The sequence below is a fragment of the Devosia sp. J2-20 genome (assembly GCF_055808475.1).
On record NZ_CM147870.1, the window covers coordinates 110,906 to 131,432 of the forward strand.

Sequence of the window (20,527 nt, forward strand, 5' to 3'; positions counted from 1 at the left end):
TAAACTCCGTCAGCCCTTGACGCCGGTCGAGGCGATCGAGGCAATAAATGCGCGTTGCAGGAAAAGGTAGAAGGCCAGCACAGGCACGGTGATCATGGAAAGATAGGCCATGATCTCGCCCCAGGCCCGGTTGAGCTGGAAGAAATACTGCAGCCCCACCATGACGGGCCGATAGGCCTCCTGCTGCACCACCATGAGTGGCCACAGATACTGGTTATACATGGCAAGGAATTTCAGAATCGCCGCGGTTGCCAGCACCGGGCCAGCCAGCGGCATGACCACGCGGCGATAGACCTGCCACCAGCTGGCACCCTCGACGCGGGCCGCCTCGATCAGTTCGCCCGGCAGATCCTTGAAATACTGCACGAACAGGAAAATGGTCAGACCATCGGTGATGAAGGGGACAATCTGTACCTGATAGGAATTGAGCCAACCATAGGTCAGCCCGTCCAGCCCGATCCAGGGCAGTTTGGAGGAGATCAGCAGCAGCGGAATGGCGATGGTTTCGAACGGCACGATCAGCGTGGCCAGAATGATGGTCAGGATCAGTTCGCGACCGCGCCAGTCGATGAAGACAAAGGCAAAGGCAGCGGCTGAACACACGATCAGCGAGAGCAGGACGGTCACCCCGGTGATCAGCACCGAGTTGAACACGAACAGGCCTACCGGCGCCCGGCGGAAGGCGGCCGCATAATTGTCCAGCGAGATGTCGCCCACCGGCAGAAAGGCGGCCAGGCTTTTGGTATCGATCAGCAATTGCTGGTCGGGTTTCAGGCTCGACATGAGCATGAAGACCAGCGGAAAGATGAAGATCACCGCTATCAGCACCAGCACCGCATAGCGGACGAACAGGCGCAGGCCGTGATTGTCGGAGGCGATATTGGCCATCATGCCTTCTCCCGCGTGAGCCAGCGTTGCAGCAGAGAAATGGACAGCACCAGCACGAACAGAATGACCGAGATGGCCGAGCCGCCGGAAATGTCCTGCTTGCCATAGCCGCGCTCGACGGCCTGGAAGACAATGGTCTGGGTGGAATCGAGCGGTCCGCCGCCGGTCATCACGTCGATCTGGGCGAACAGGGCAAAGGCCTGCATGGTGATCACGATCAGCACCAGAATGGCGGTGTTACGCAGCCCCGGCCAGGTGACATAGCGGAAGGTCTGCCACGGGCTGGCGCCTTCAATGGCGGCCGCTTCATAGAGCGTTGGACTGATGGTCTGCAGGCCCGAAAGCCAGATCACCATGTGAAAGCCAACCGCCTGCCAGATCGACATGGCCATGATGGCGCCCAGGGCGGTGGAGGGATTGCCCAGCCAGTCGATTTTGGGGATGGCGCCAAAACTGATCGCCCCCAGCAGATTGTTGAGCAGCCCGCTATTGCCGTCATAGATGAAGCGCCAGAGCAGGGAGACCACCACGATGGAAACCACCACGGGCATGAAATAGATGGCACGGAACAGATTGATGCCGCGCAGGCGCTGATTGATCAGCAGTGCCAATCCAAGCGCCAGAGCGCCCTGTACGGGGGCGACGATCAACACGAACAGGAAGGTGTTGACCAGAGCCTTCATGAACACCACGTCGCGCACCAGCACGAAGCTGCGCGCCTCGCCAAAGGGCACGCTGAACCATTCGCGCATGCCGGCATATTGCGGATAGTCGGGATTGTTGCGAACCAGGCGCCGGACCGAGGGGTATTCAACCGCGCCGTCATCGTCACGCATGACGGTGCCGGCGTCGTCGCGCAGCGGGTCCAGCGTCAGCACGCCCACGCCGAGCAATTGCTCGTAATTGGACAGGCCGACAAATTCTGTGGGGTTGGGTGAGATCAGCCGCTGATTGGTGAAGCTGAGCACAATGGCAAAGATGAAGGGCAGGATGATAAACCCGGCCATCAGCGCGGTTGCCGGGCCTGCCATGAGCCAACCGGCGCGATTGGATCGGGTAAATTTGGATGCCATGGTCAATTCACCTTGCTGAAATACGGGACCCCGGCCTTAACCGGGGTCCCACCAGGACCGGGAGGGGACCGACCTAGAAGCCGTAATTGCCGTTCTTGGCGATGTCGGCGTCGATCTCATCGACGGCGGCATCAAGGGTGTCGGCAACATCTGCACCATTGGCGATATCGGCCAGCGCCTTTTCGAACACCTTGGCGGCGACGACGTAACCGGGGGTCACGGGGCGCAGCAGAGCCTGCTGGGCGGAGAGTTCATAGAAGTCAGCCATCGGGCCGCCGTCCTTGTAATTGATCGAGGCCGCAGCAGAGCCGGGGGTTGGCGGGATCAGGCCAATGCCATCGGAGAAGGCTGTCAGGTACTTGTCCTGCAGGGCAAACTCGATGAAGGCAGAGGCGCCATCGGGATGCTCTGAGGCAGCCGAGATGCCGAACTGCCAGGAAGCAGCACCGATCTTGGGGCCATTGCCGAAATCTGGCGCTGGCAGGAACAGGGCGTCATCAAAGGCGCCCAGTGCCCCCAGGGCTGCCCAGTTGCCGTTCCAGGAGAAGGCATATTTGCCGTCAGCAAAACCGGCATCGCGGTCAGCGGGGTCCTGGGTGGCCTGCGAATAGCCCTCGGTGAACAGGCTCTGCCACCATTCGCCAAAAGCAATGGCTTCATCGCCGTTCAGCACGCCTTCGGCGGTGGTGTATGTGGAGCGGTCGATGATGTCGCCACCAAAGCTCTGCAGGAAGGGCGAGAACGCATAGGGGTACCATTCGCCGGTCCAGGCCATGCCGGGATCAAAGGCAGCCTGATACTTGCCCGACGCCTTGGCGGCTTCCAGCGCGGCCATGAATTCGTCATGGGTCCAGGGCTCATCCAGGGTCGGTGTGCGCAGACCCAGATCATCGAGAATGGACTGGCGTGTTACCAGCGCGACCGCGGCATCCCACAGGCCGATGGAGTAGAGCTTGCCATCCCACATGCCCTTGGTGCCGGGCAGGAAATTGGCGATCTTGGATCTCGTCGATCTGCAGCGGCTGCATGTAACCCGACCATGCCCAGTTGGGCATGACGGGGCCATCGACGTCCAGAATGTCGGGTAGATTGCCGGCCAGGGCGCCCGCGACCACGCTGTCGTTATAGGCGGCCTGGGGGAAGCTCTCGAGCTCAACCACCCAATCGGACTGGCTGGCGTTAAAATCGCTGACCAGATCGTTGATGATGCCGGCTTCCACCTCATTGCCGGCGCCGTGATACCACATGGACAGCGTGGTCTGGGCCATGGCCGAACCACTGAACAGCGTGGCGCCCATGAGCAGGCCGGTGACGGCTGCGAACTTGTTCATTCTCAATCCTCCCTGAGTATTTTTAGCTGCGTGACGTTGGAGCGGCGCTGCTCGGTGACAGAGCCACGCCAATGCACCGGCCCGCCCACAATGGCGGGGTTGGCGCTGTCCCGGCTTTCGCCGGAAATCATGCCAAGCAGGCGCTGCGCTGCGCGCACGCCGATGGCGGTATAGGGCAGTTCCACCGTGGTGAGCGGGGGATAAAGGGTCTCGGCGATGACACGGTAATTGTCGTAGCCGGCGACCGAAATCTCATCAGGCACCTTCATGCCGCGCGAGCGCAGAATGCCGTAGACCTTGAGCGCCAGCCGGTCATTGCCGCAGCAGATCACGGTGGGCGGCTGGTCAAAGCGCAGCATGGTGTCGATGGCATCCCAGAGCACCTGGGTTTCACCTTCGGGATTGTCGATTTCGCAGGCCTGAACCAGTGCTGGATCATAGGGCAGGCCAGCCGCCTCAAGGGCATCGCGATAGCCCTGCTTGCGCAGGGGCGTGGCAATGATGTTCTCGCGCAGGGTGAGATAGGCGATACGATCGTGGCCGGCCTGGATCAGGCGGCCGACCAGTTCGCGCTGGCCGCGCCGATCATCGGGAATGACGGCAGGCGTGTTGTTCTCGTCAAAGCAGTTGACCAGCACCATGGGGGTGTTGGCCGGCACCTTGGGCAGGTGCACCTGCTGGTGGTATTCGGCGACGTAGAGCAGGCCTTCGACGCGGTGCTGGATGAAGGTATCGATCAGGCCAGGGACGCGGCTGGAATCGCCACCGGTATCGGCGATCATCAGCGTATTGCCGCTGGGCGCGATGACGGTCTGAATGCCCTGGACGATCTGCAGTTCGGGCAGGCCCGAAATCTGCGTGTCCTGCGCGGTGGTGGAAATGGCGCCGGTAATCAGGCCGATCAGCCCGGAGCGATTGGAGCGCATCATGCGCGCGGCGCTGGAGGGCACATAACCCAGAGCGGCCATGGCTGCCTCGACGGCATCGCGCGTCTTCTTGCCGACCGGTGCATCGCTGTTGAGCACGCGGCTGACCGTCTTGGGGGATACATTGGCCGCTTTCGCGACGTCGTAAATCGTAGCCATTTGGCCTCCCTGACGTCATGCATGATTTATGACACCGATGTCATGACACCGATGTCATACGAAATCGTGCCGGATCGAGTCAAGACGTTTTGGAAGGCTCAGGCGGTGGGGCAGAACGTAGAAAGCCTGCGCTGGCGACTGCCCAATCGGGTCAAGGAATGCTAACTGTGCGCCCGGACAACAGAATCCAACTTGCGAGAGGGAAAATCATGAAGCTGGAATCAATCGCCCTGCACCATGGCTATAAGTCGGAGGAGACCACCAAGGCGGCCGCGGTGCCGATCTACCAGACCACCTCCTATACGTTTGACGACACCCAGCATGGTGCCGACCTGTTCAACCTGGCCGTGCCGGGCAATATCTATACCCGCATCATGAACCCCACGACTGCCGTGCTGGAACAGCGCGTCGCGGAAATGGAGGGCGGCATTGCCGGTCTGTGCGTGGCCTCGGGCATGGCCGCCATCACCTACGCCATTCAGGCGATTGCCGGCGTCGGTGACAATATCGTTTCGGTCAGCCAGCTCTATGGCGGCACCTATAACCTGTTCATGCACTCGTTCCCGCGTCAGGGCATTGATGTGCGTCTGGCCGATCAGGGCGATTTTGACGGTATCGACGCGCTGATCGACGAGAACACCAAGGCCGTGTTCTGCGAGTCGATCGGCAATCCGGCCGGCAATGTGGTGGATATCCAGCGTCTGGCCGATATCGCGCACAAGCATGGCGTGCCGCTGATCGTCGATAACACCGTGGCGACACCCTATCTGTGCAAGCCGTTCGAATTTGGTGCCGATATCGTGGTGCATGCGCTGACCAAATATATTGGCGGCCATGGCAATTCGATCGGCGGCATCATCGTTGACAGCGGCAAGTTCGACTGGGTCAAGAACAAGGACCGGTTCAAGATCCTCAACGAACCCGATCCTTCCTATCACGGTGTGGTCTATACCGAGGCGCTGGGCGCTGCTGCCTATATCGGTCGCTGCCGCGTGGTGCCGCTGCGCAATACCGGTGCGGCCCTGTCGCCGCATAATGCGTTTCTGTTCCTGATGGGTCTGGAAACGCTGGGCCTGCGCATGGATCGCCACTGCGAAAACGCCATGGCTCTGGCGCAGTATCTCAAGGCGCACCCCAAGGTGAGCTGGGTGAACTATGCCGCGCTGGAAGACAGCAAGTATCACGAGACTGCCAAGAAGATCACCAAGGGCAAAGCCTCGGGCATTGTCAGCTTCGGCATCAAGGGCGGTTCGGTTGCGGGCGGCCAGTTCATCGATGCGCTCGAAATGATCCTGCGTCTGGTCAATATCGGCGATGCCAAGTCACTGGCCTGCCATCCGGCCTCGACCACCCATCGCCAGCTTGGTCCCCAAGAGCTGGCCACGGCCGGCGTTTCGGAAGATCTGGTGCGCATCTCGGTGGGTATTGAGCATATCGACGATATTATCGCCGACGTTGAGCAGGCGCTGGCCAAGGTCAGCTGATTGCGGCGCCGGCGGCACGACTGCCGGCTGATCTGACTGCGCTGTCTTGCCGCCCCGGGGTCATCCCTGTGGGCGGCTTGACTTGGCATGGCGAAGGCCTACCTTGGCTCCCATGAACGCTTCATTTCACAACGCCAACACTGCTCCGCGACGGGATTATCCCGTCGAAGGATTGTTGCCCTAAATCCAAGGCGCTGCCCGCCGGCACGGATTTAGGGGTTCATATATCTCCACAGCACAGGCCCTGATGGCTCCCTCGCAGCGCGGTTCACCGTGGTCTGGCGCGGGGGCGCAAGGCCGTTTTCAATTGGATCAAGCCATGCGTAACCGTACCCTTCGCCCTCAGATTACCGTTTGTGAACGGGACCACCGCCAGTTGATGGGCCTGGCCGAGGCCGGCAGTGCCGCGCTGGCCAGTGCGGCCGAAAGCCTGCTGGTCGAGATGGAACGTGCCCGCGTGGTGCCCGATGCCAAATTGCCGGCTGACAGCGTGCGCATGGGCTCGCGGGTGCGCTACGTCACCGAGCGCGACGAGGAGCGTGCGGTGACACTGGTCTATCCGGTGGATGCCGATATCGCGGCGGGCAAGGTTTCGGTGCTGACCCCGGTCGGGGCAGCGCTGATCGGGATGCGCGCGGGCAAGTCGATCAGCTGGACGGCGCGTGACGGGCGCACCAATGTGCTCACCGTGACCGCAGTGGAACAACCCCAAACCATCTAGCCAGATACAAGAAGGGCCGGTCTGCTGACCGGCCCTGACAGGACGTGCGTAAAGCGCGGGCTAGAATTCGGCCCAGTCCTTGGCAATGGCGGCATTGCCCTGGCTGGCAAACCCGGTCGCGGCCTTGCGCAATTGCTGGACGTCCCGGACGGGCAGCGCCTTGCCGGCGGATTTGGCCGCGGGCCTGCCGGCTGGTGCGCCGTCGAGCTTGAACACTTCAACGATGCGGTCGATTTCGCTCGCCTGATGTTCGGTCTGGGTGATGGCCGCATTGGTTTGTTCCACCAGTGCCGCATTGTGCTGGGTCATCTGATCGACCTGCCGCACGGCGCCGGAGACTTCTTCAATGGCCGAGGCCTGCTCGCGGCTGTTTCGGGCAATGCCCTCCATCAGCTCATTATTGGCGCGGGCGGCGTCCATCATGGTTTCCAGCTTGGTTGCCGCTTCGGCCACCAGCTTGGTGCCTTCGCCCACTTCGCCGGCCGAGGCGTCGACCAGTGTCTTGACGTCCGATGATGCCTTGGCGGCCGACTGGGCCAGGCGGCGCACTTCGACCGCCACCACAGCAAAGCCCTGACCGGCATCGCCGGCGCGGGCAGCTTCAACCGAGGCATTGAGCGCCAACAGATTGGTCTGGAAGGCAATGTCGTCGATCAGGCCGATGATGTTGGAGATCTTGGCGGAGGACTGGGTGATGCGCGACATCGCCTCATTGGCGCGCGCCATCACGTCGCCGCCCTCTTCGCCGACCGAGCGCACCTTCTGGGCGTTGGCATTGGCGTCGCGGGCGCGATCGGCGTTTTCAAGCACGGTGGCGGCCAGCTGTTCGATGGCTGCGGTAGTCTCTTCAATGGTCGCGGCCTGTTTGGTGGTGCGCTCGCTCAGATCATTGGTGCCCACCACGATCTCGCTGGTGGCGGCGCGCATGCTGGAAATGGCGGTGCGCAGCGAATGCATGATGGTGGTCAGCGTATCGGCCAGGGCGTTGGTGTCGTTTTGCAGCTGGGCAAAGGCACCTTCATACTTTCCCGTCATGCGGGCGCGCAGATCGGTATTGGCCAGGCTCGACAGCACGCGGGCAGTTTCGCCCAGGCTGTCGCCGACCGTGCCGATCAGGCCGTTGATCGAGCTGGCCAGATTGGCCAGTTCGGGGTCGGCATAGCTGGTTTCGATACGGGCCGAAAAGTCGCCCTTGCTGGCCGCATCAACGACACGGTTAAAGTCGGTGGAGAGCTGCTCCATCATCGACTGACGTTCCTGACGACGGGCCGCGGTTGCCTCCTCGACCTCGGTGGCCAGCAGTTCGGCTTCCTGGGCGCTGGTTTCGGCCTGTTCGGAGCGCTCTTGGGAAATATTGAGCAGGTGATGGGTGTTGATGGTCATCCAGACCAGACCAACTGTCTCGACGATCAGGATGACGGCATGCAGCAGCACACGACCAAAGCCGCCGCCGCCGTAAAAGATCAGATTGTCCAGCGTCATGCCCAGCACCAGATGATGCACGGCCACCAGGGCGGCGCCCAGAATGATCGCCTTGGCATCATAGAGCAGGGCGCAAACGGCCAGACCGGCAAAGAACGCCATGTGGATGTCGGTCTGCAGCGGCTGTCCGCGCGCCGAGATCAGCATGGCCATCACTTCGGCCATCATCACGGCCACCGCCATATAGCGGAAAGCCGCTGACTGGCGACTGGCCAGATAGGTTACGGCCAGGCCCGCAAAGCCCAGCCCGCCCAGCAGGCTGCCCAGTCCAAGGCCACCCTGAAACAGCAATTCGATGATCACCGCGATAGCGGCCATGGAGGCTGACAGGCCCGCGACCAGGATCGTGGCGCGACTGCGAATGGTATCAAGTGTCATGTTGTCTCGCGATCAAGTTGCGGAGCACACAGCCCGGTAGCATTGAGGAAAAACAGCGCGCCCAGGTCTCTGGCGCGGCGCTGGAAATCAGCATCGCCGGCATAGGCCACAACGATGTTGGGAAGCTGGGTCGGACCGACGGCGTAGCCACCGGCCTGCCGGACAATCGACCAGGCGGTTTCTTCGCTGGTGAAGGGCGGGAAGGCCACGGCCATCTCTCCCTTGGCCTGCGGCGCCAGCATGAAGGCGGCGATCAGCACGAACGAGACGGTCGAAAAGATCAGGGCAGGCGCAAACTGGCGCATATGGCTCATCCTCCCCCTCCTGCTGGCGGCTAATTGATTGATTTCTTTGGCCAACAATGAACGAGATTGGTTACCAATTTGATTAAGTTCCGTCTTCGATTTATTGGCCGAAGGCGCACTCGCGCACTTGTGATCGAGCGGTGAGCGGCTTCAGTTGAGCAGGACGTTGACGCTGTCGCCGCGCCCCTCGGCATCGACCACCGACAGGGTGACATAGCCGGGGCCATCGGGGGCCAACTGGCCTGACGGGCAAAATCGGGCCGGCCAAACGGGGTGCCATTAGCAAAGAAGGTGAAGGGCGGCACGCCGTTGCGAACCTTGACCATGAGCGGGTCCAAAGCGTCACCGCCGGCTCTGAGGTCCACCGTGATGCCGTCGCCGGGAAAGGCGATTTCGGGCGCCGCATCGCGGGCCACCAGACCCGCATCGGGGTGGCGGAAGCGCTGCAGCGGGCTGGGCAGTTCGGTGGTACTGGCCAGAATGGCGCCCTGAGGCGCGCGTGGCAGTGGTGCACGGCGACTGCCCAGTCGATCAAAGGCCTCAAACAGGATTGGGGCGGCGCCGGTAATGCCCGACAAGCCCGGCACGGGCGCGCCGTCGGGGCGACCAGCCCAGACCCCGATCACGGTCTTGCCGTCAAAGCCGATGGCCCAGGCATCGCGATAGCCATAGGAGGTACCGGTCTTGTAGGCGATGCGGCCGGGCGATCCGTTGAGCGGTGGCGGCACATCGGCCAGAATATCGGCGACATACCATGCGCTTACCGGGTCCAGAATGGGCGCGCTGAGCCCCTCGGCGGTTGGGTGCGTAATGCCATCGTTCAAGGCGACAGCGTCGCCGCCATGGGCGATGGCGGCATAGACTGACACCAGATCGCGCAGGGTGATCCCCACGCCACCCAGGCCGACGGCAAGGCTGGGCGCTGTATCGCTGGGCAGGCGCGGATCGGCATAGGCGCGGCGCAGACGCGAGACCAGTCGCGCCGGGCCGACCGCATCGAGCACCACCACGGCGGGGATATTGAGCGATTGGGTCAGCGCGTCGTGAATGGTGACGGTTCCCCGATTGAAGCCATCGAAATTGACCGGCACATAGCCGCCAAAGGCGGTGGGGCGATCCTCGATCAGGCTTTGTGGGTGAGCCAGTCCCAGTTCAAATGCCAGCCCGTAAATCAATGGTTTGAGGGTGGAACCGGGTGAGCGGATGGCGGTGGTCATGTCGACATAGCCATCGCTGAGTGTGTCGAACAGGCCGGCCGAGCCGATCGAGGCGAGGATTTCGCCACTCTCGATATCGGCGGCAATAATGGCGACCGAGACATTGGGGTCGATCAGCCTGGCGCGGGCCGCAGCCAGACGTTCAAGGGCATCCTGCAGGCGTTTGTCGACGGTCAGGGCAATGGTACGGGCATCAGGCTGGGCGCTGACGGCTTGCTGGGCCAGATGCGCGGCCAGCATGGGAAATTCGCGGCGGGCGTCGGGAACGGGTTCGTGTTTGGCAGCGCGGGCTTCCTCGGCAGGCAGGGCGCCCAAAGCCACCAGCCGGTCGAGCACCTTGTCGCGTCCAGCGCGGGCGGCATCGCGATTGCGGTCGGGGCGCCGGGCTTCGGGTGATTGTGGCAGAGCCACCAACAGGGCGGCCTGCGCGGTGGTCAGCCGGCTCGGTTCCTTGCCGAAATAGGCCAGGCTGGCGGCCCGGATGCCCTCGATATTGCCGCCATAGGGCGCCAGCGTCAGGTAGAGATCAAGGATCTGGTCCTTGTTCAGATCGTGCTCAAGCTGGCGCGCATGCACCATCTGGCGCAGCTTGCCCCAGGCATTGCGTGTGGGTTCGCCCTCGATCAGCCGGGCGACCTGCATGGTCAGGGTGGAGCCACCCGACACCACGCGCCCACCGGCGCTGACAAACTGGGTCGCCGCGCGCAGCATGGAGGACCAGGCGATGCCGTCATGGTCGGCAAAGCTGCGATCCTCATAGGCAATGAGCATGTCGAGAAACCGTGGATCGACCGCATCGCGACTGGTCGGCAGGCGCCAGCGACCATCTCCAGTGGTGAAGGGGCGCAGCAGCAGCCCGTCGCGATCGGTCACCTCAGCCGACACCGCCAGTGTCGCGGGGTCGGGCGTTGCCGGCAGGGTCCGGGAGATTTCGGCAATGCTGGCGCTCAACTGGATCGTGGCGGCGCAGCCAAGCACAAACAGGCCGAAGCCGATGGCCGTGACCCACCGCACCCAGGGGTGCCGTGGCGCTGGTTCAGCTATTGGCGCGGGCGCTTTCATGGGCCTGTGGCGGTGACCTCAATGGTGCCCGCATCCGTATTGGCCCGGAACTGCGGGCGGTACATATCCTCGACCGTCGCGCCAGGCTGGGTGAAACTGCCGGGGGAGACCGCGCGCACCAGATAGGCAGTGGCGAAGCTGCCGGGGTCCGAATAATAGCGGAAGGCGGCAACATACTGATCGGTCCTTGCCTCGATATGGACAGGATTGTCGAGCTGCAACCAGTTGAAGTCGGCGACACCACCGGCCGACAGATTGGCATTCTCGATTTCGAACCCGGCGGGCAGTGGATCGGCCAGTACATATTGTCCCGAGCCCAGATTGTCGGGCCAGGCGGTCAGCACCACGACCAGCCGTTCATTCTGGGCGATGGGTTCTGCCTGCGGATCGATGGGGGTGCCATCGGGCAGGAAATATTCGCGCTGCAGGATAAAGCCATTGCTGGCAGCGTCGGGCTGGTTGGCCGGATAGCCGGTAACGCTGACCTTGGCCTGGGTTGGTGTGTCGGCCTGATTGGCGATCTCGAGCGGGGTGAACCCCAATTGCTCGAAGCGGCGATAGACCGATCCGGTCAGGGTTTGGCCATTGATGGTGATGGCGCCATCGGTGGTGGCTTCGCCCAGCGCCGCTGCAGCCAGCAGTGTCCAGCTATCGTCCTGGGTTGAGGTGTATTGGGCGCGATCGCGCAGCTTGGCGAACTGATTGGCCAGCGTGTCGAGGTCAAAACCGGCCGGTTTGAACTCGGCGGCAAGCGCCAATACGCCAGCAGTATCGCGTAGACGGCTGCCATAGTCAGCGCGATAGCCGGTGCTCGACCCGCTGGCGTTCAGGCTGTCACGGGCTGCGGTGAAGGCGGTTGCCGCACGGGTCTGATCACCATAAAGCGCCAGGGCAGCACCGAGTTGGGCCTGTGCCAGTGGCGAGCCAAAGGCATCCAGGCGCGCTTCGAGATAATAGCGCAGATCGCCCATGCTGACGCGTCCCGCACGGGCCAGATTATACAACGCATAGGCCACGTCTTCGCCGCCATTGTCGAAATCGCTGGCATAGGCGAGCTGGTTGGAGAGGTTGTCCAACGCCCGGCTCATGGCCTGTTCGGGCACGGCATAGCCCGCCGCCTGCGCGCGCAGGAGGAAGTCGGTGACAAAGGCATCAAGCCAGCCATCACCGCCATCAAACGGACCCCACAGGCCAAAGCCGCCGCCTGAATTCTGCTTGGAGAGCAGATTGGCAATGGCGTCGGTGACCGTGTTGTTGAGGTCTTCGTCACCGGCTGTGCCGATCAACCTGGCGACATCGTTGAGATAGAGCAGCGGCAAAGCGCGGCTGGTGACCTGTTCAGCGCAGCCATACGGGTAGCGGTCCAGCGCGAGCAGCAGGCCGGGCACGTCGAGCCGGGCCAGCGGGCCAATAGCCAGAGTCATGGCGCCGGTATTGGCCATGTAGCTGGCAAAGAAACTGTCATCGACGGTGACGCTGGCATTGGCGTCGATGGGCAGCAGTGTACTGCTGGTCTGCGGCGCGCTGATCGGACGCACGCCCAGCGTCAGCTCCTTGGTCTGGGTACTGCCATCGGGTGCGGTGATGGTCAGCGCGAGTGGCCAGTCGCCAATGGCGGCGCCGGTCAGCCCCAGCTCAAGGGTGGTGCGCGCGCCTTTATCGAGGGTGACTTCGGTGTCTTGCGCCGTGGTGTTGATGCCGGTGCCGGTCGACAGGCTGACGCCATAGGCACCGGCGGCGCCATCGATATTGTTGATCTCGACCAGAAGCCGCGAGGCGTCATCGACGCGCAGGAAGCGCGGTGGGCTCAGGGTGACAACGACAGGATCACGCACGATCACATCGGCCTGGGCATGGCCCACGGCGGTGTCGGTCCAGGCCATGGCCATGACGCGGACCGTGCCGGAAAAGTCCGGCATGTCGAAGGTGACGCTTGCCTTGCCATCGCTATCGAGCTCGACAATGCCCGAATGCAGCGCAACGAGCACCGAGATGGGGGGCGGGTTGCCAAGGCGCGCCGCGCCACCATCGCCGCCCGAGCGCATGGCGCCGGCCATGCCCTGGGTCGGATCGATCAGTGAGCCATAAAGATCGCGAATATCCATGCCCAGCTGACGCTGGCCAAAATACCAGTCGTCGGGGCTTGGGGTCTTGAAATTGGTCAGGTTCAAAATGCCCAGATCGACGGCGGCGACAGCGACATAGGCGGTCTGGCCAGCGGCCAGATTGCCCAGGGCAATCCCGGTGGTGAAACTCTGGCGGGGCAGGGTGGTCTGCGGGGCGTCCAGTGAGACGTCCAGCTTGCGATCGCCCGGCTCGACATCGGCAAAGGCCAGACCCAGCGCGCGCGATGGCATGCGCTTTTCGCCCATATCGGCAGGGCGATAGAGAATGGCGGTCACATAGGCGCCGGGGCCCCATTCGTCGGTGACCTCGAGGTCAACCGTGGTGCCCTTTTTGGGCACATTGACAGCCTGCATGGCGATGACGCGGTTGTCGACCACCATGACCAGTGCGGTGCCGGCAAACTGCGGATCAAGCTTGAGCCGGGCGGTTTCACCGACGCGATAAGCGGGCTTGTCGAGCGCCACCTGCAGCGTGTCGGGCGTGTCCGACCCCGCATCGGCATAGTAATAGCCGGCATAGAAATCATAGCTCGAGGACGTGGCGCCGTTGCCGGTGCTGGTGACTTCGATCTGATAGCGTCCCCAATCGACATTGGCGCCGATGGTTGCCGGGCCGTCCTGAGGCGTATCGAGCGTGCCGCTGGCGACCGTGCGGGTTGTCGTGATGGGTTCCCACTGCCAGGCGCTGCCATTGCGGTACCACTGATAGGTGGTTTCGAGACGCGACAGGGTCCAGTTCAGGCCGGTCTTGGCCACGGTCTCGCCCTGCGGTGATACCGCGATAATGTCGAACTGCGCTTCGCTACCCGATGACAGACCGCTAGGGTCGGCGAACACCGGCTTGATGCCGATGCGGTCGGTATCGGCCATTACGGGTCGGGACAGGCTGCGCTCAATGGTGCGGCCATTGGTGTCGACCAGGCGCAGCAGAATCTGGGCCTGGAGGGGGCGCGTGGTGGTCTGGACGGCCGGCAACACGACTTCAGCCACGGCGTGACCTGATTGATCGGTGGTGCCGACAACGCCAAGGGGTTCGCGCGTGGTCTCCATGGTGTCGTCGAGGCGGCCAAAGGTGTAGCCGGGGAAGCCTTCGAGCGTCTTGACCGGACGGATCACCGCATCGGCCTCAATGTCCAGATCAGGCGCGGTGGCGCCATAGAGATATTTGGCCGCGACGCTGATTTCGGTCACTTCATCGGTGACCAGCGGGGCCTGGTCGGTGGTGCTCAGCTCAAAGGCCAGCCGTTCGGGCTCGAAATCCTCGACCAGAAAGCTGGTGCTGGCCAGCGCATCGGCATTGGGGTCCGAATAGAGCCGCAGCGTCCAGGAGCCGCGCATGGCGCCCTCGACCATGGGCAGGGCGGTGAAATAGCCACCAGCTCCCTGATCGCTGAGCAATTGCGTGCTGGCCACCACGCCATCGGGGCGCTCCACTTCCATGGTCAGCGGCAGGCCGGACACGGCCGCGGCGCGATCATCGCGCAACAACGCAGTCAGGAACACGGTTTCGCCGGGGCGATAGACGCCGCGTTCGGTGGTGGCGAACAGGTCAAGCGGGCCAGGCGAGGGCCGGCCTTCGACACCGCGATCGGTCAGGTCAAAGGCGGGTTTGGAGAGGTCCAGAAAGGCATAGTCGCCATCGGTCGTTTCAGCGACCAGCAATTGCGGGGCCGCGCCGCCGGTGCCACGGGCGAGACCGGGGGCAAACCGGGCCCGGCCCGTCTCGTCTGTGGTGGCTTGGCCAAGCACATCATTATTGACCGCAATCAGCCGCACGGTTGCATTGGCCACGGGTTGGGCGTCGGTCAGGCCACGCACAAAGGCATGCACACCGTCATCGCCGGCAATGCTGGTCAGACCCAGATCGGTGATGATGAACCACTGGGTCGCCTTCTCGCTCCAGTATTCGTCGTCGACCTCGCCCTTGATGCGGGCGGTGACGACATAGGCACCGGGTTCCATATTGCCCAGCGCGTCGGCAACGGGAATGGCGGTGGTGGTCAGGATATTGGCCTGACCGCGCGCCAGATCGATTTCGCCGCTCCAGACCTGCTGGCCGACGCGGTCGGCAATGTCCTGGGCGCCATAATCGGTCAGATTGCCCTGAAAAATGCCATCGCGCACGGCAGCGGCAACGCCGCGGTCGCCAATGCGGTAGATTTGCAGTTCGGCCGTATCGGCATTGATCGAGGTGATGGGCAGACCGCCACCCAGACCGGCGGGCATGACATAGGCATTATTGGCAAAGCCGACAAAGGGCGAACGGTCGGGCACATAGATGTCGAGATCGACCTCCTTGCCCAGCGTCTCGCCATCGGCCGAGGGCAGGCCGGCGCGCAGCTTGATGGCATAGCGGCTGCCATGGCTGACGCCCTCCACGCAGATCTGGTCGGCTTCGGTTTCAACCGAGGTCTGGGGCGCATTGGCCACCACGACATAGGCGGACAGATCTGTGCTGCCGAGCGGATCGGAAAACACCGCGCAGATGCGGGGGGCCGCCGCTTCGGCATCGACCACATGATTGACGACGCGGAAGCCATGCTGGGCGACGACGTCTTGCAGATGGGCAGCGACATCATCACTGGGCCACAGCTGCTGGCTCAGCCGATAGGTGGCAATCACCTCGCGCCAGCGCCCACCATATTCCATGCCATTGGCGAGCGCCCGCAGGGCCAGGGCGCGGGCATCGGTCTCCTCGGCCCGCAAAAAGGCATTGAGCGCGGCCGAGACGGCGGTGCGCGCCAGATCGCCGCTATTGTCATTGTCGGAGCCGGCAACGGCTTCGGCGCGGGTCAGGGTGGCAATGGCCAGCGCCTGCCAGACATGGGCGGCATTGGGGTTGATCGCCAGGGCCTGACGATAGGCGGTGATGGCACCGGCGGGGTTCTGTGCGGCGCTGGCGGCATCGCCATCGGCGACCAGATCGGCGTAACCCACCTTGGGCGGTGGCGCATCGGTCTGGGGCAGTTCATTGGCAAAGCGGCGGGCGGCGTCGATCAGCTCCTGGGCCGGGAAGGGGATTTCGGACTGGCGGATGGCGCTCAGGGCAGCCGGGGAGGGCGCGTGTTCGACCGTGCCGGATACCGCGCCCTTGAAGGCGGTGGGTTCGCCAACAGCGCCCTTGAGGAAGCACCAGTTGGATTTCTGGTTGAAGGTGAAGGCCTGGCAGATGCGATCATCGGCACAGCTGGCGCTGCAGGCGTCCAGATCGGTATTTTTAAGGATGGCATAGTCATAGCCGGGCAGGTCAGAATCCTGCAGCAGGGTGATTTTGGGATCGGCAGCCTGCGCTTGGGCCATACCCAGAGCCAGGATCAGTGCAGCACCCATAAACCGGATAACGCCAAGACCGTGCCGCATGCTGCCCTCCCAAGCTTCATTTGACTGGCGGGGACGATACGCCCGCCCCCATGCCGAGTCCACACACTGCCCCATGCTGGTTTTGGGGTGATGACAGTGGTTTGACACGGGGGCGGCGTGCGAAGCAATTGACCCGCAGGGCTTGGGAGGCATTGCGTGTTGGTTTATGAAATGTTCTCGTCTGGCCGGTGATTCAGACGCAAGCGGGAGAATAGGGATGGAATATCGGTATCTGGGCCGCTCGGGCCTGAAAGTCTCGGTGCTGACCATGGGCACCATGACCTTTGGTGGCTCCGAACGGGTGGGCCATACCGACCAGGCCGATGCCAATCGGCAGATCGATCTGTGCCTGGATGCCGGGATCAATCTGCTCGACACCGCCAATGTCTATAATGCCGGGGTCTCCGAGGAGATGATCGGGGTGGCGTTGCGTGAAAACGGCCGCCGCGAGCGCGCGCTGGTCGCTACCAAGGTGCGCTTCAATATGGGCGATGGACCCAATGAAGGGGGCCTGTCGCGCCACCACATCATTGCCCAGGCCGAAGCCAGCCTGCGCCGGCTCAAGACCGATGTGATCGATCTCTATCAGGTGCATGAATGGGATGGTCAGACCCCGGTTGAAGAGACCATGGCGGCGCTCGACACGCTCGTGCAGCATGGCAAGGTGCGTTATATCGGCTGCTCGAACTATTCGGGCTGGCACATCATGAAGGCACTCCAGGCTGCCGATAAGCGGCAGGCCGAGCGTTTTGTCAGCCAGCAGATCCATTACACGCTGCATTCGCGCGAAGCCGAATATGAGCTGGTGCCGATCAGTCAGGATCAGGGGCTGGGCATGCTGATCTGGTCGCCGCTGGCCGGTGGTCTGCTCTCGGGCAAATATCGCCGCGATGGCGGCCCTCAAAGCGGGCGCCATGTCGGTGGTTTCCGCGAGCCCCCGGTCTATGACTGGGACAAGCTCTACGACATTGTCGACGTGATCGTGGCGATTGCCGATGCGCGCGGCGTGTCCGGCGCGCAGGTGGCGCTGGCCTGGACATTGGGTCGCCCCGGTGTCACCTCGGTGATTATTGGCGGGCGCAGCCAGGCGCAGTTCGAGGACAATCTGGCTGCCGCCGATCTCAAGCTGAGCGCCGAGGAACGCGCCCGGCTTGATGCGGTCAGCCAGCCGCCACTTATCTATCCCTACTGGCATCAGACCTTTACGGCCAATGACCGTCTGGGCCCGGTCGATGCCGATCTCCTTGCCCCCTATGTGGAAGAGTTCAAGCGTGGCTGATTTTCTGTTTGCGCCGCATGCGCCCGTCAGTGTGCCGATTGCCCGTGGCGGCCTGTTCGCCGTGCGCCGGGTCTATTGCGTTGGCCGCAATTATGCCGAGCATATTGTCGAAATGGGCAATGATACGCGCGAGCCGCCATTCTTCTTTGCCAAGCCTGCCGATGCGGTTGTGGTGGGCGGCGCGGCCATGCCCTATCCGCCCCAAACGAGCGATCTGCATCATGAGATCGAGCTGGTTGTTGCCATTGGCAAGGATGGCAGCGACATCGCGGTGGGCGATGCGCTCAGCCATGTCTATGGCTATGCGGCGGGGCTGGACATGACGCGGCGTGACCTGCAGGCCCAGGCCAAGAAGGCCGGACGCCCCTGGGAAATGGCCAAGGCCTTTGATTGTTCGGCGCCCATCGGCACCATCGAGCCAGCCCAAACCATCGGCCATCCCGACAAGGGCGCCATCACGCTGTCGGTCAATGGGGTGGAGCGCCAGCGTGGCGATCTGGGCGATCAGATCTGGAGCGTGTCCGAAGCCATCGCCTATCTCAGCGGCTTCGTAACGCTCAAGGCTGGCGATCTGATCATGACCGGCACCCCGGCCGGGGTTGGCGCGGTGGTGGCGGGCGATGTTCTCGAGGGCCAGATTGCCGGTGTCGGCAGCGTGCGGACGACGATCGGCTGATGACGGTTTGGTCTCCCCAGCAGGACGCGGCCCTGATCGCGGTATCGGAATGGCTCAAGGACCGCGACGGCCCGCAGGTGTTCCGCCTGTTCGGCTGGGCGGGCACCGGCAAGTCGACGCTGGCGGTGCATCTGGCCCAGGATGTGCGCAAGGTGCGGTTTGCCGCTTTTACCGGCAAGGCGGCGCTGGTCATGCGCAAGCGGGGCTGCAAGGGCGCCCAGACCATTCACAGCCTGATCTATACGCTGGTCAGCGAGAAGGAAGGCGAGCCGCGCTTCGTGCTCGATGATGAAAGCCCGGCAGCCGATGCCGACCTGATCGTGATCGACGAGGTCTCGATGGTCGACGAGCAATTGGGTAAGGATCTGCTCAGCTTCGGGGTCAAGATTTTGGTGCTGGGCGATCCGTTCCAGCTGCCGCCGGTGCAGGGCGCAGGCTTTTTCACTGCTGACGAGCCTGATGTGATGCTCACCGAAATCCATCGTCAGGCGGCGGACAATCCGATCATTCATCTGTCCATGCAGGTGCGTGAAGGCGGGTTTCTTGAGCGCGGCAGCTATGGCGAGTCCATCGTGGTGGGGCGCGAAAATGTCGACCGCGATGCCGTGCTGGAAGCCGATCAGGTGCTGGTGGGCCGCAACAAGACGCGGCTGCAATACAACGACCGGTTGCGCGAGCTGAAGGGTCTGCCCTTCCACGAGCCCGTGCTGGGCGATCGCATGGTCTGCCTGCGCAATAATGCCCGCAAGAAGCTGCTCAACGGGCAGATCTGGATTGTCACCGAAGCGACGCGGCGCACCAATGGCAAATGGAGCCTGCTGCTGGGGGCCGATGAGGGCAAGGGCGAGGCCAAGGTGCTCACGCACAAGGCGTTCTTTTCGGGCGAAGAGGATGCGATGAGCTGGCCCGAACGGCGGCAGTTCGACGAGTTCACCTTTGGCTATTGCCTGACCGTGCACAAGGCGCAGGGCAGCCAGTGGGACAGCGTCTATCTGTTCGATGAGAGCTTTGTGTTCCGCGAAGAGCGGGCGCGCTGGCTCTATACCGGCATCACCCGCGCCGCCGAAAAGATCACCGTGGTTTCCTAATCCTGCGTGCTGACCGCGTCGGTGGTCCATTCGGCGCTGGTGTTCTGGTCCAGTGCATTGGCCCAGACATAAACGTTCTGCGGATTGACCGCGCCAAAGATGGTGGCAAAGGCGGTGTCGGCGGCGTCACGGCCACAGGCTATGCGCACCATGCCGTCAAGCGTGGCCATCCGCGTTGGGTCGAACAGATACCAACGGTCGCCCAGATAGGCTTCAAACACCGCGTGAAAATCCTGCGGTTCGAGCTGCCAGGCGTAGCAGCTGACAAACCGCGCCGGGATGCCCAGGGCGCGGCAGAAGGTAATGCCGAGATGGGCGAAATCGCGGCACACGCCAGCGCGCGTCGAGAACGTGCCGGCGGCGGTGGTGGCGCTGTCGCTGGTGCCAAACTGGTAATCGACTTCGGCATTGATCCAGTTGCAGATTTCCACCACGCGGCCAAAGCCAGGCGCGATATTGCCGAATTCGCGGACGGCGAACCGGGCCAGTTGGTCCGAGGGGCAATAGCGTGACGGATTGAGGAAGGGCAGGGTTTCCAGCGGGAGCGTGGCCACTGGTACCTCACCAATAAAGGCCGGTGCGCGGTGCAGCGGATCGAGCTCGATCTCGGCAGTATAGCGAACATGCAGATAGCCGGGCGGTGCGGTCAGCCGCAGATAGCGATTGCCGCTTTCATGGGCGGTCTTTTCATCGGCCGTGACATTGGGCGAGATCACCAATTGTTCGTTGAGAACCTGCTGGCGCCCGCCGCGCATGGCTTCAATATTGAAGATCAGCGTAGCTGTCTCGAGCACGTCATAGCCGACTTCGCATCCCAGAGATAAACGCACGGCGCATCCTTTATGGTCGGGTGTCAAACGCGGCACCAACGATCTGGTTCATCGAGCCGGCCAGATAGTTGGCTTGAGGATGCGGGCCCGACCAACTCAGCTTGGACCAGTGCGGGCGCAGAACAAAGACAATCTTGCCAGA

General features: G+C 62.9%; 15 protein-coding genes. 5 read left to right on the forward strand and 10 right to left on the reverse strand.

Annotated features, from left to right (window positions below; genetic code table 11):
• Positions 1–9 precede the first annotated feature (9 nt).
• The 5 genes from AC0L37_RS00585 to AC0L37_RS00605 all read right to left on the reverse strand — a co-directional run bounded on the left by AC0L37_RS00585 (position 10) and on the right by AC0L37_RS00605 (position 4,377).
• Entirely contained in the window at positions 10–891 is an 882-nt protein-coding gene (locus AC0L37_RS00585; protein WP_269371636.1) for a carbohydrate ABC transporter permease, read from the reverse strand.
• Positions 888–1,961: a carbohydrate ABC transporter permease gene (locus AC0L37_RS00590; protein ID WP_212659821.1), complete on the reverse strand. Its 1,074-nt coding sequence runs from the start codon at positions 1,959–1,961 to the stop codon at positions 888–890. Before AC0L37_RS00590 ends, AC0L37_RS00585 begins: the two co-directional genes overlap by 4 nt.
• A gap of 73 nt (positions 1,962–2,034) precedes the next feature.
• Complete coding sequence (locus tag AC0L37_RS00595) at positions 2,035–2,928, reverse strand: sugar ABC transporter substrate-binding protein (protein ID WP_282222276.1); 894 nt, start codon at positions 2,926–2,928, stop codon at positions 2,035–2,037.
• On the reverse strand, positions 2,849–3,292 hold the full coding sequence (locus AC0L37_RS00600) for an ABC transporter substrate-binding protein (RefSeq protein WP_282222275.1): 444 nt from the start codon (positions 3,290–3,292) through the stop codon (positions 2,849–2,851). Before AC0L37_RS00600 ends, AC0L37_RS00595 begins: the two co-directional genes overlap by 80 nt.
• A 2-nt stretch (positions 3,293–3,294) precedes the next feature.
• On the reverse strand, positions 3,295–4,377 hold the full coding sequence (locus tag AC0L37_RS00605) for a LacI family DNA-binding transcriptional regulator (RefSeq protein ID WP_282222274.1): 1,083 nt from the start codon (positions 4,375–4,377) through the stop codon (positions 3,295–3,297).
• 209 nt (positions 4,378–4,586) lie between these two features.
• Here AC0L37_RS00605 and AC0L37_RS00610 point away from each other — a divergent pair, with 209 nt between their 5' ends.
• Entirely contained in the window at positions 4,587–5,861 is a 1,275-nt protein-coding gene (locus AC0L37_RS00610; protein ID WP_212659818.1) for an O-acetylhomoserine aminocarboxypropyltransferase/cysteine synthase family protein, read from the forward strand.
• A 319-nt stretch (positions 5,862–6,180) separates the two neighbouring features.
• Positions 6,181–6,582 (forward strand): nucleoside diphosphate kinase regulator, encoded by a 402-nt coding sequence (rnk, locus tag AC0L37_RS00615; RefSeq protein WP_282222273.1) that lies wholly within the window; start codon positions 6,181–6,183, stop codon positions 6,580–6,582.
• Positions 6,583–6,642: 60 nt separating this feature from the next.
• Here the strand turns inward: rnk and AC0L37_RS00620 are convergent, their stop codons facing one another.
• The 4 genes from AC0L37_RS00620 to AC0L37_RS00635 are packed head-to-tail and all read right to left on the reverse strand — an operon-like array spanning position 6,643 to position 16,512.
• A complete protein-coding gene (locus tag AC0L37_RS00620) occupies positions 6,643–8,442 on the reverse strand; it encodes a methyl-accepting chemotaxis protein (RefSeq protein WP_282222272.1) in 1,800 nt (599 codons plus the stop codon).
• On the reverse strand, positions 8,439–8,756 hold the full coding sequence (locus AC0L37_RS00625; protein WP_212659816.1) for a hypothetical protein: 318 nt from the start codon (positions 8,754–8,756) through the stop codon (positions 8,439–8,441). Before AC0L37_RS00625 ends, AC0L37_RS00620 begins: the two co-directional genes overlap by 4 nt.
• Before the next feature lie 20 nt (positions 8,757–8,776).
• A complete protein-coding gene (gene pbpC / locus AC0L37_RS00630) occupies positions 8,777–10,978 on the reverse strand; it encodes a penicillin-binding protein 1C (protein WP_282222271.1) in 2,202 nt (733 codons plus the stop codon).
• 44 nt (positions 10,979–11,022) lie between these two features.
• Positions 11,023–16,512, reverse strand: a complete 5,490-nt coding sequence (locus AC0L37_RS00635) for an alpha-2-macroglobulin family protein (protein WP_282222270.1) — start codon at positions 16,510–16,512, stop codon at positions 11,023–11,025.
• Positions 16,513–16,729: 217 nt separating this feature from the next.
• Between AC0L37_RS00635 and AC0L37_RS00640 the strand changes: the two genes are divergently transcribed.
• From AC0L37_RS00640 to AC0L37_RS00650, 3 genes are read left to right on the forward strand one after another with little or no spacing between them, the layout of a single operon-like run.
• Entirely contained in the window at positions 16,730–17,791 is a 1,062-nt protein-coding gene (locus tag AC0L37_RS00640) for an aldo/keto reductase (RefSeq protein WP_269371623.1), read from the forward strand.
• Positions 17,784–18,467 (forward strand): fumarylacetoacetate hydrolase family protein, encoded by a 684-nt coding sequence (locus AC0L37_RS00645; protein WP_282222269.1) that lies wholly within the window; start codon positions 17,784–17,786, stop codon positions 18,465–18,467. The genes AC0L37_RS00640 and AC0L37_RS00645 overlap by 8 nt, the downstream gene beginning before the upstream one ends.
• Positions 18,467–19,555 (forward strand): ATP-dependent DNA helicase, encoded by a 1,089-nt coding sequence (locus tag AC0L37_RS00650; RefSeq protein WP_282222268.1) that lies wholly within the window; start codon positions 18,467–18,469, stop codon positions 19,553–19,555. Before AC0L37_RS00645 ends, AC0L37_RS00650 begins: the two co-directional genes overlap by 1 nt.
• On the opposite strand, the gene AC0L37_RS00655 is transcribed toward AC0L37_RS00650, so the two are convergent.
• Positions 19,552–20,385 carry a transglutaminase-like domain-containing protein gene (locus AC0L37_RS00655; protein ID WP_212659810.1) on the reverse strand — a complete coding sequence of 278 codons (834 nt, stop codon included), beginning with the start codon at positions 20,383–20,385 and terminating at the stop codon, positions 19,552–19,554. The two genes, AC0L37_RS00650 and AC0L37_RS00655, sit on opposite strands and share 4 nt — an antisense overlap.
• Positions 20,386–20,527: the final 142 nt, after the last annotated feature.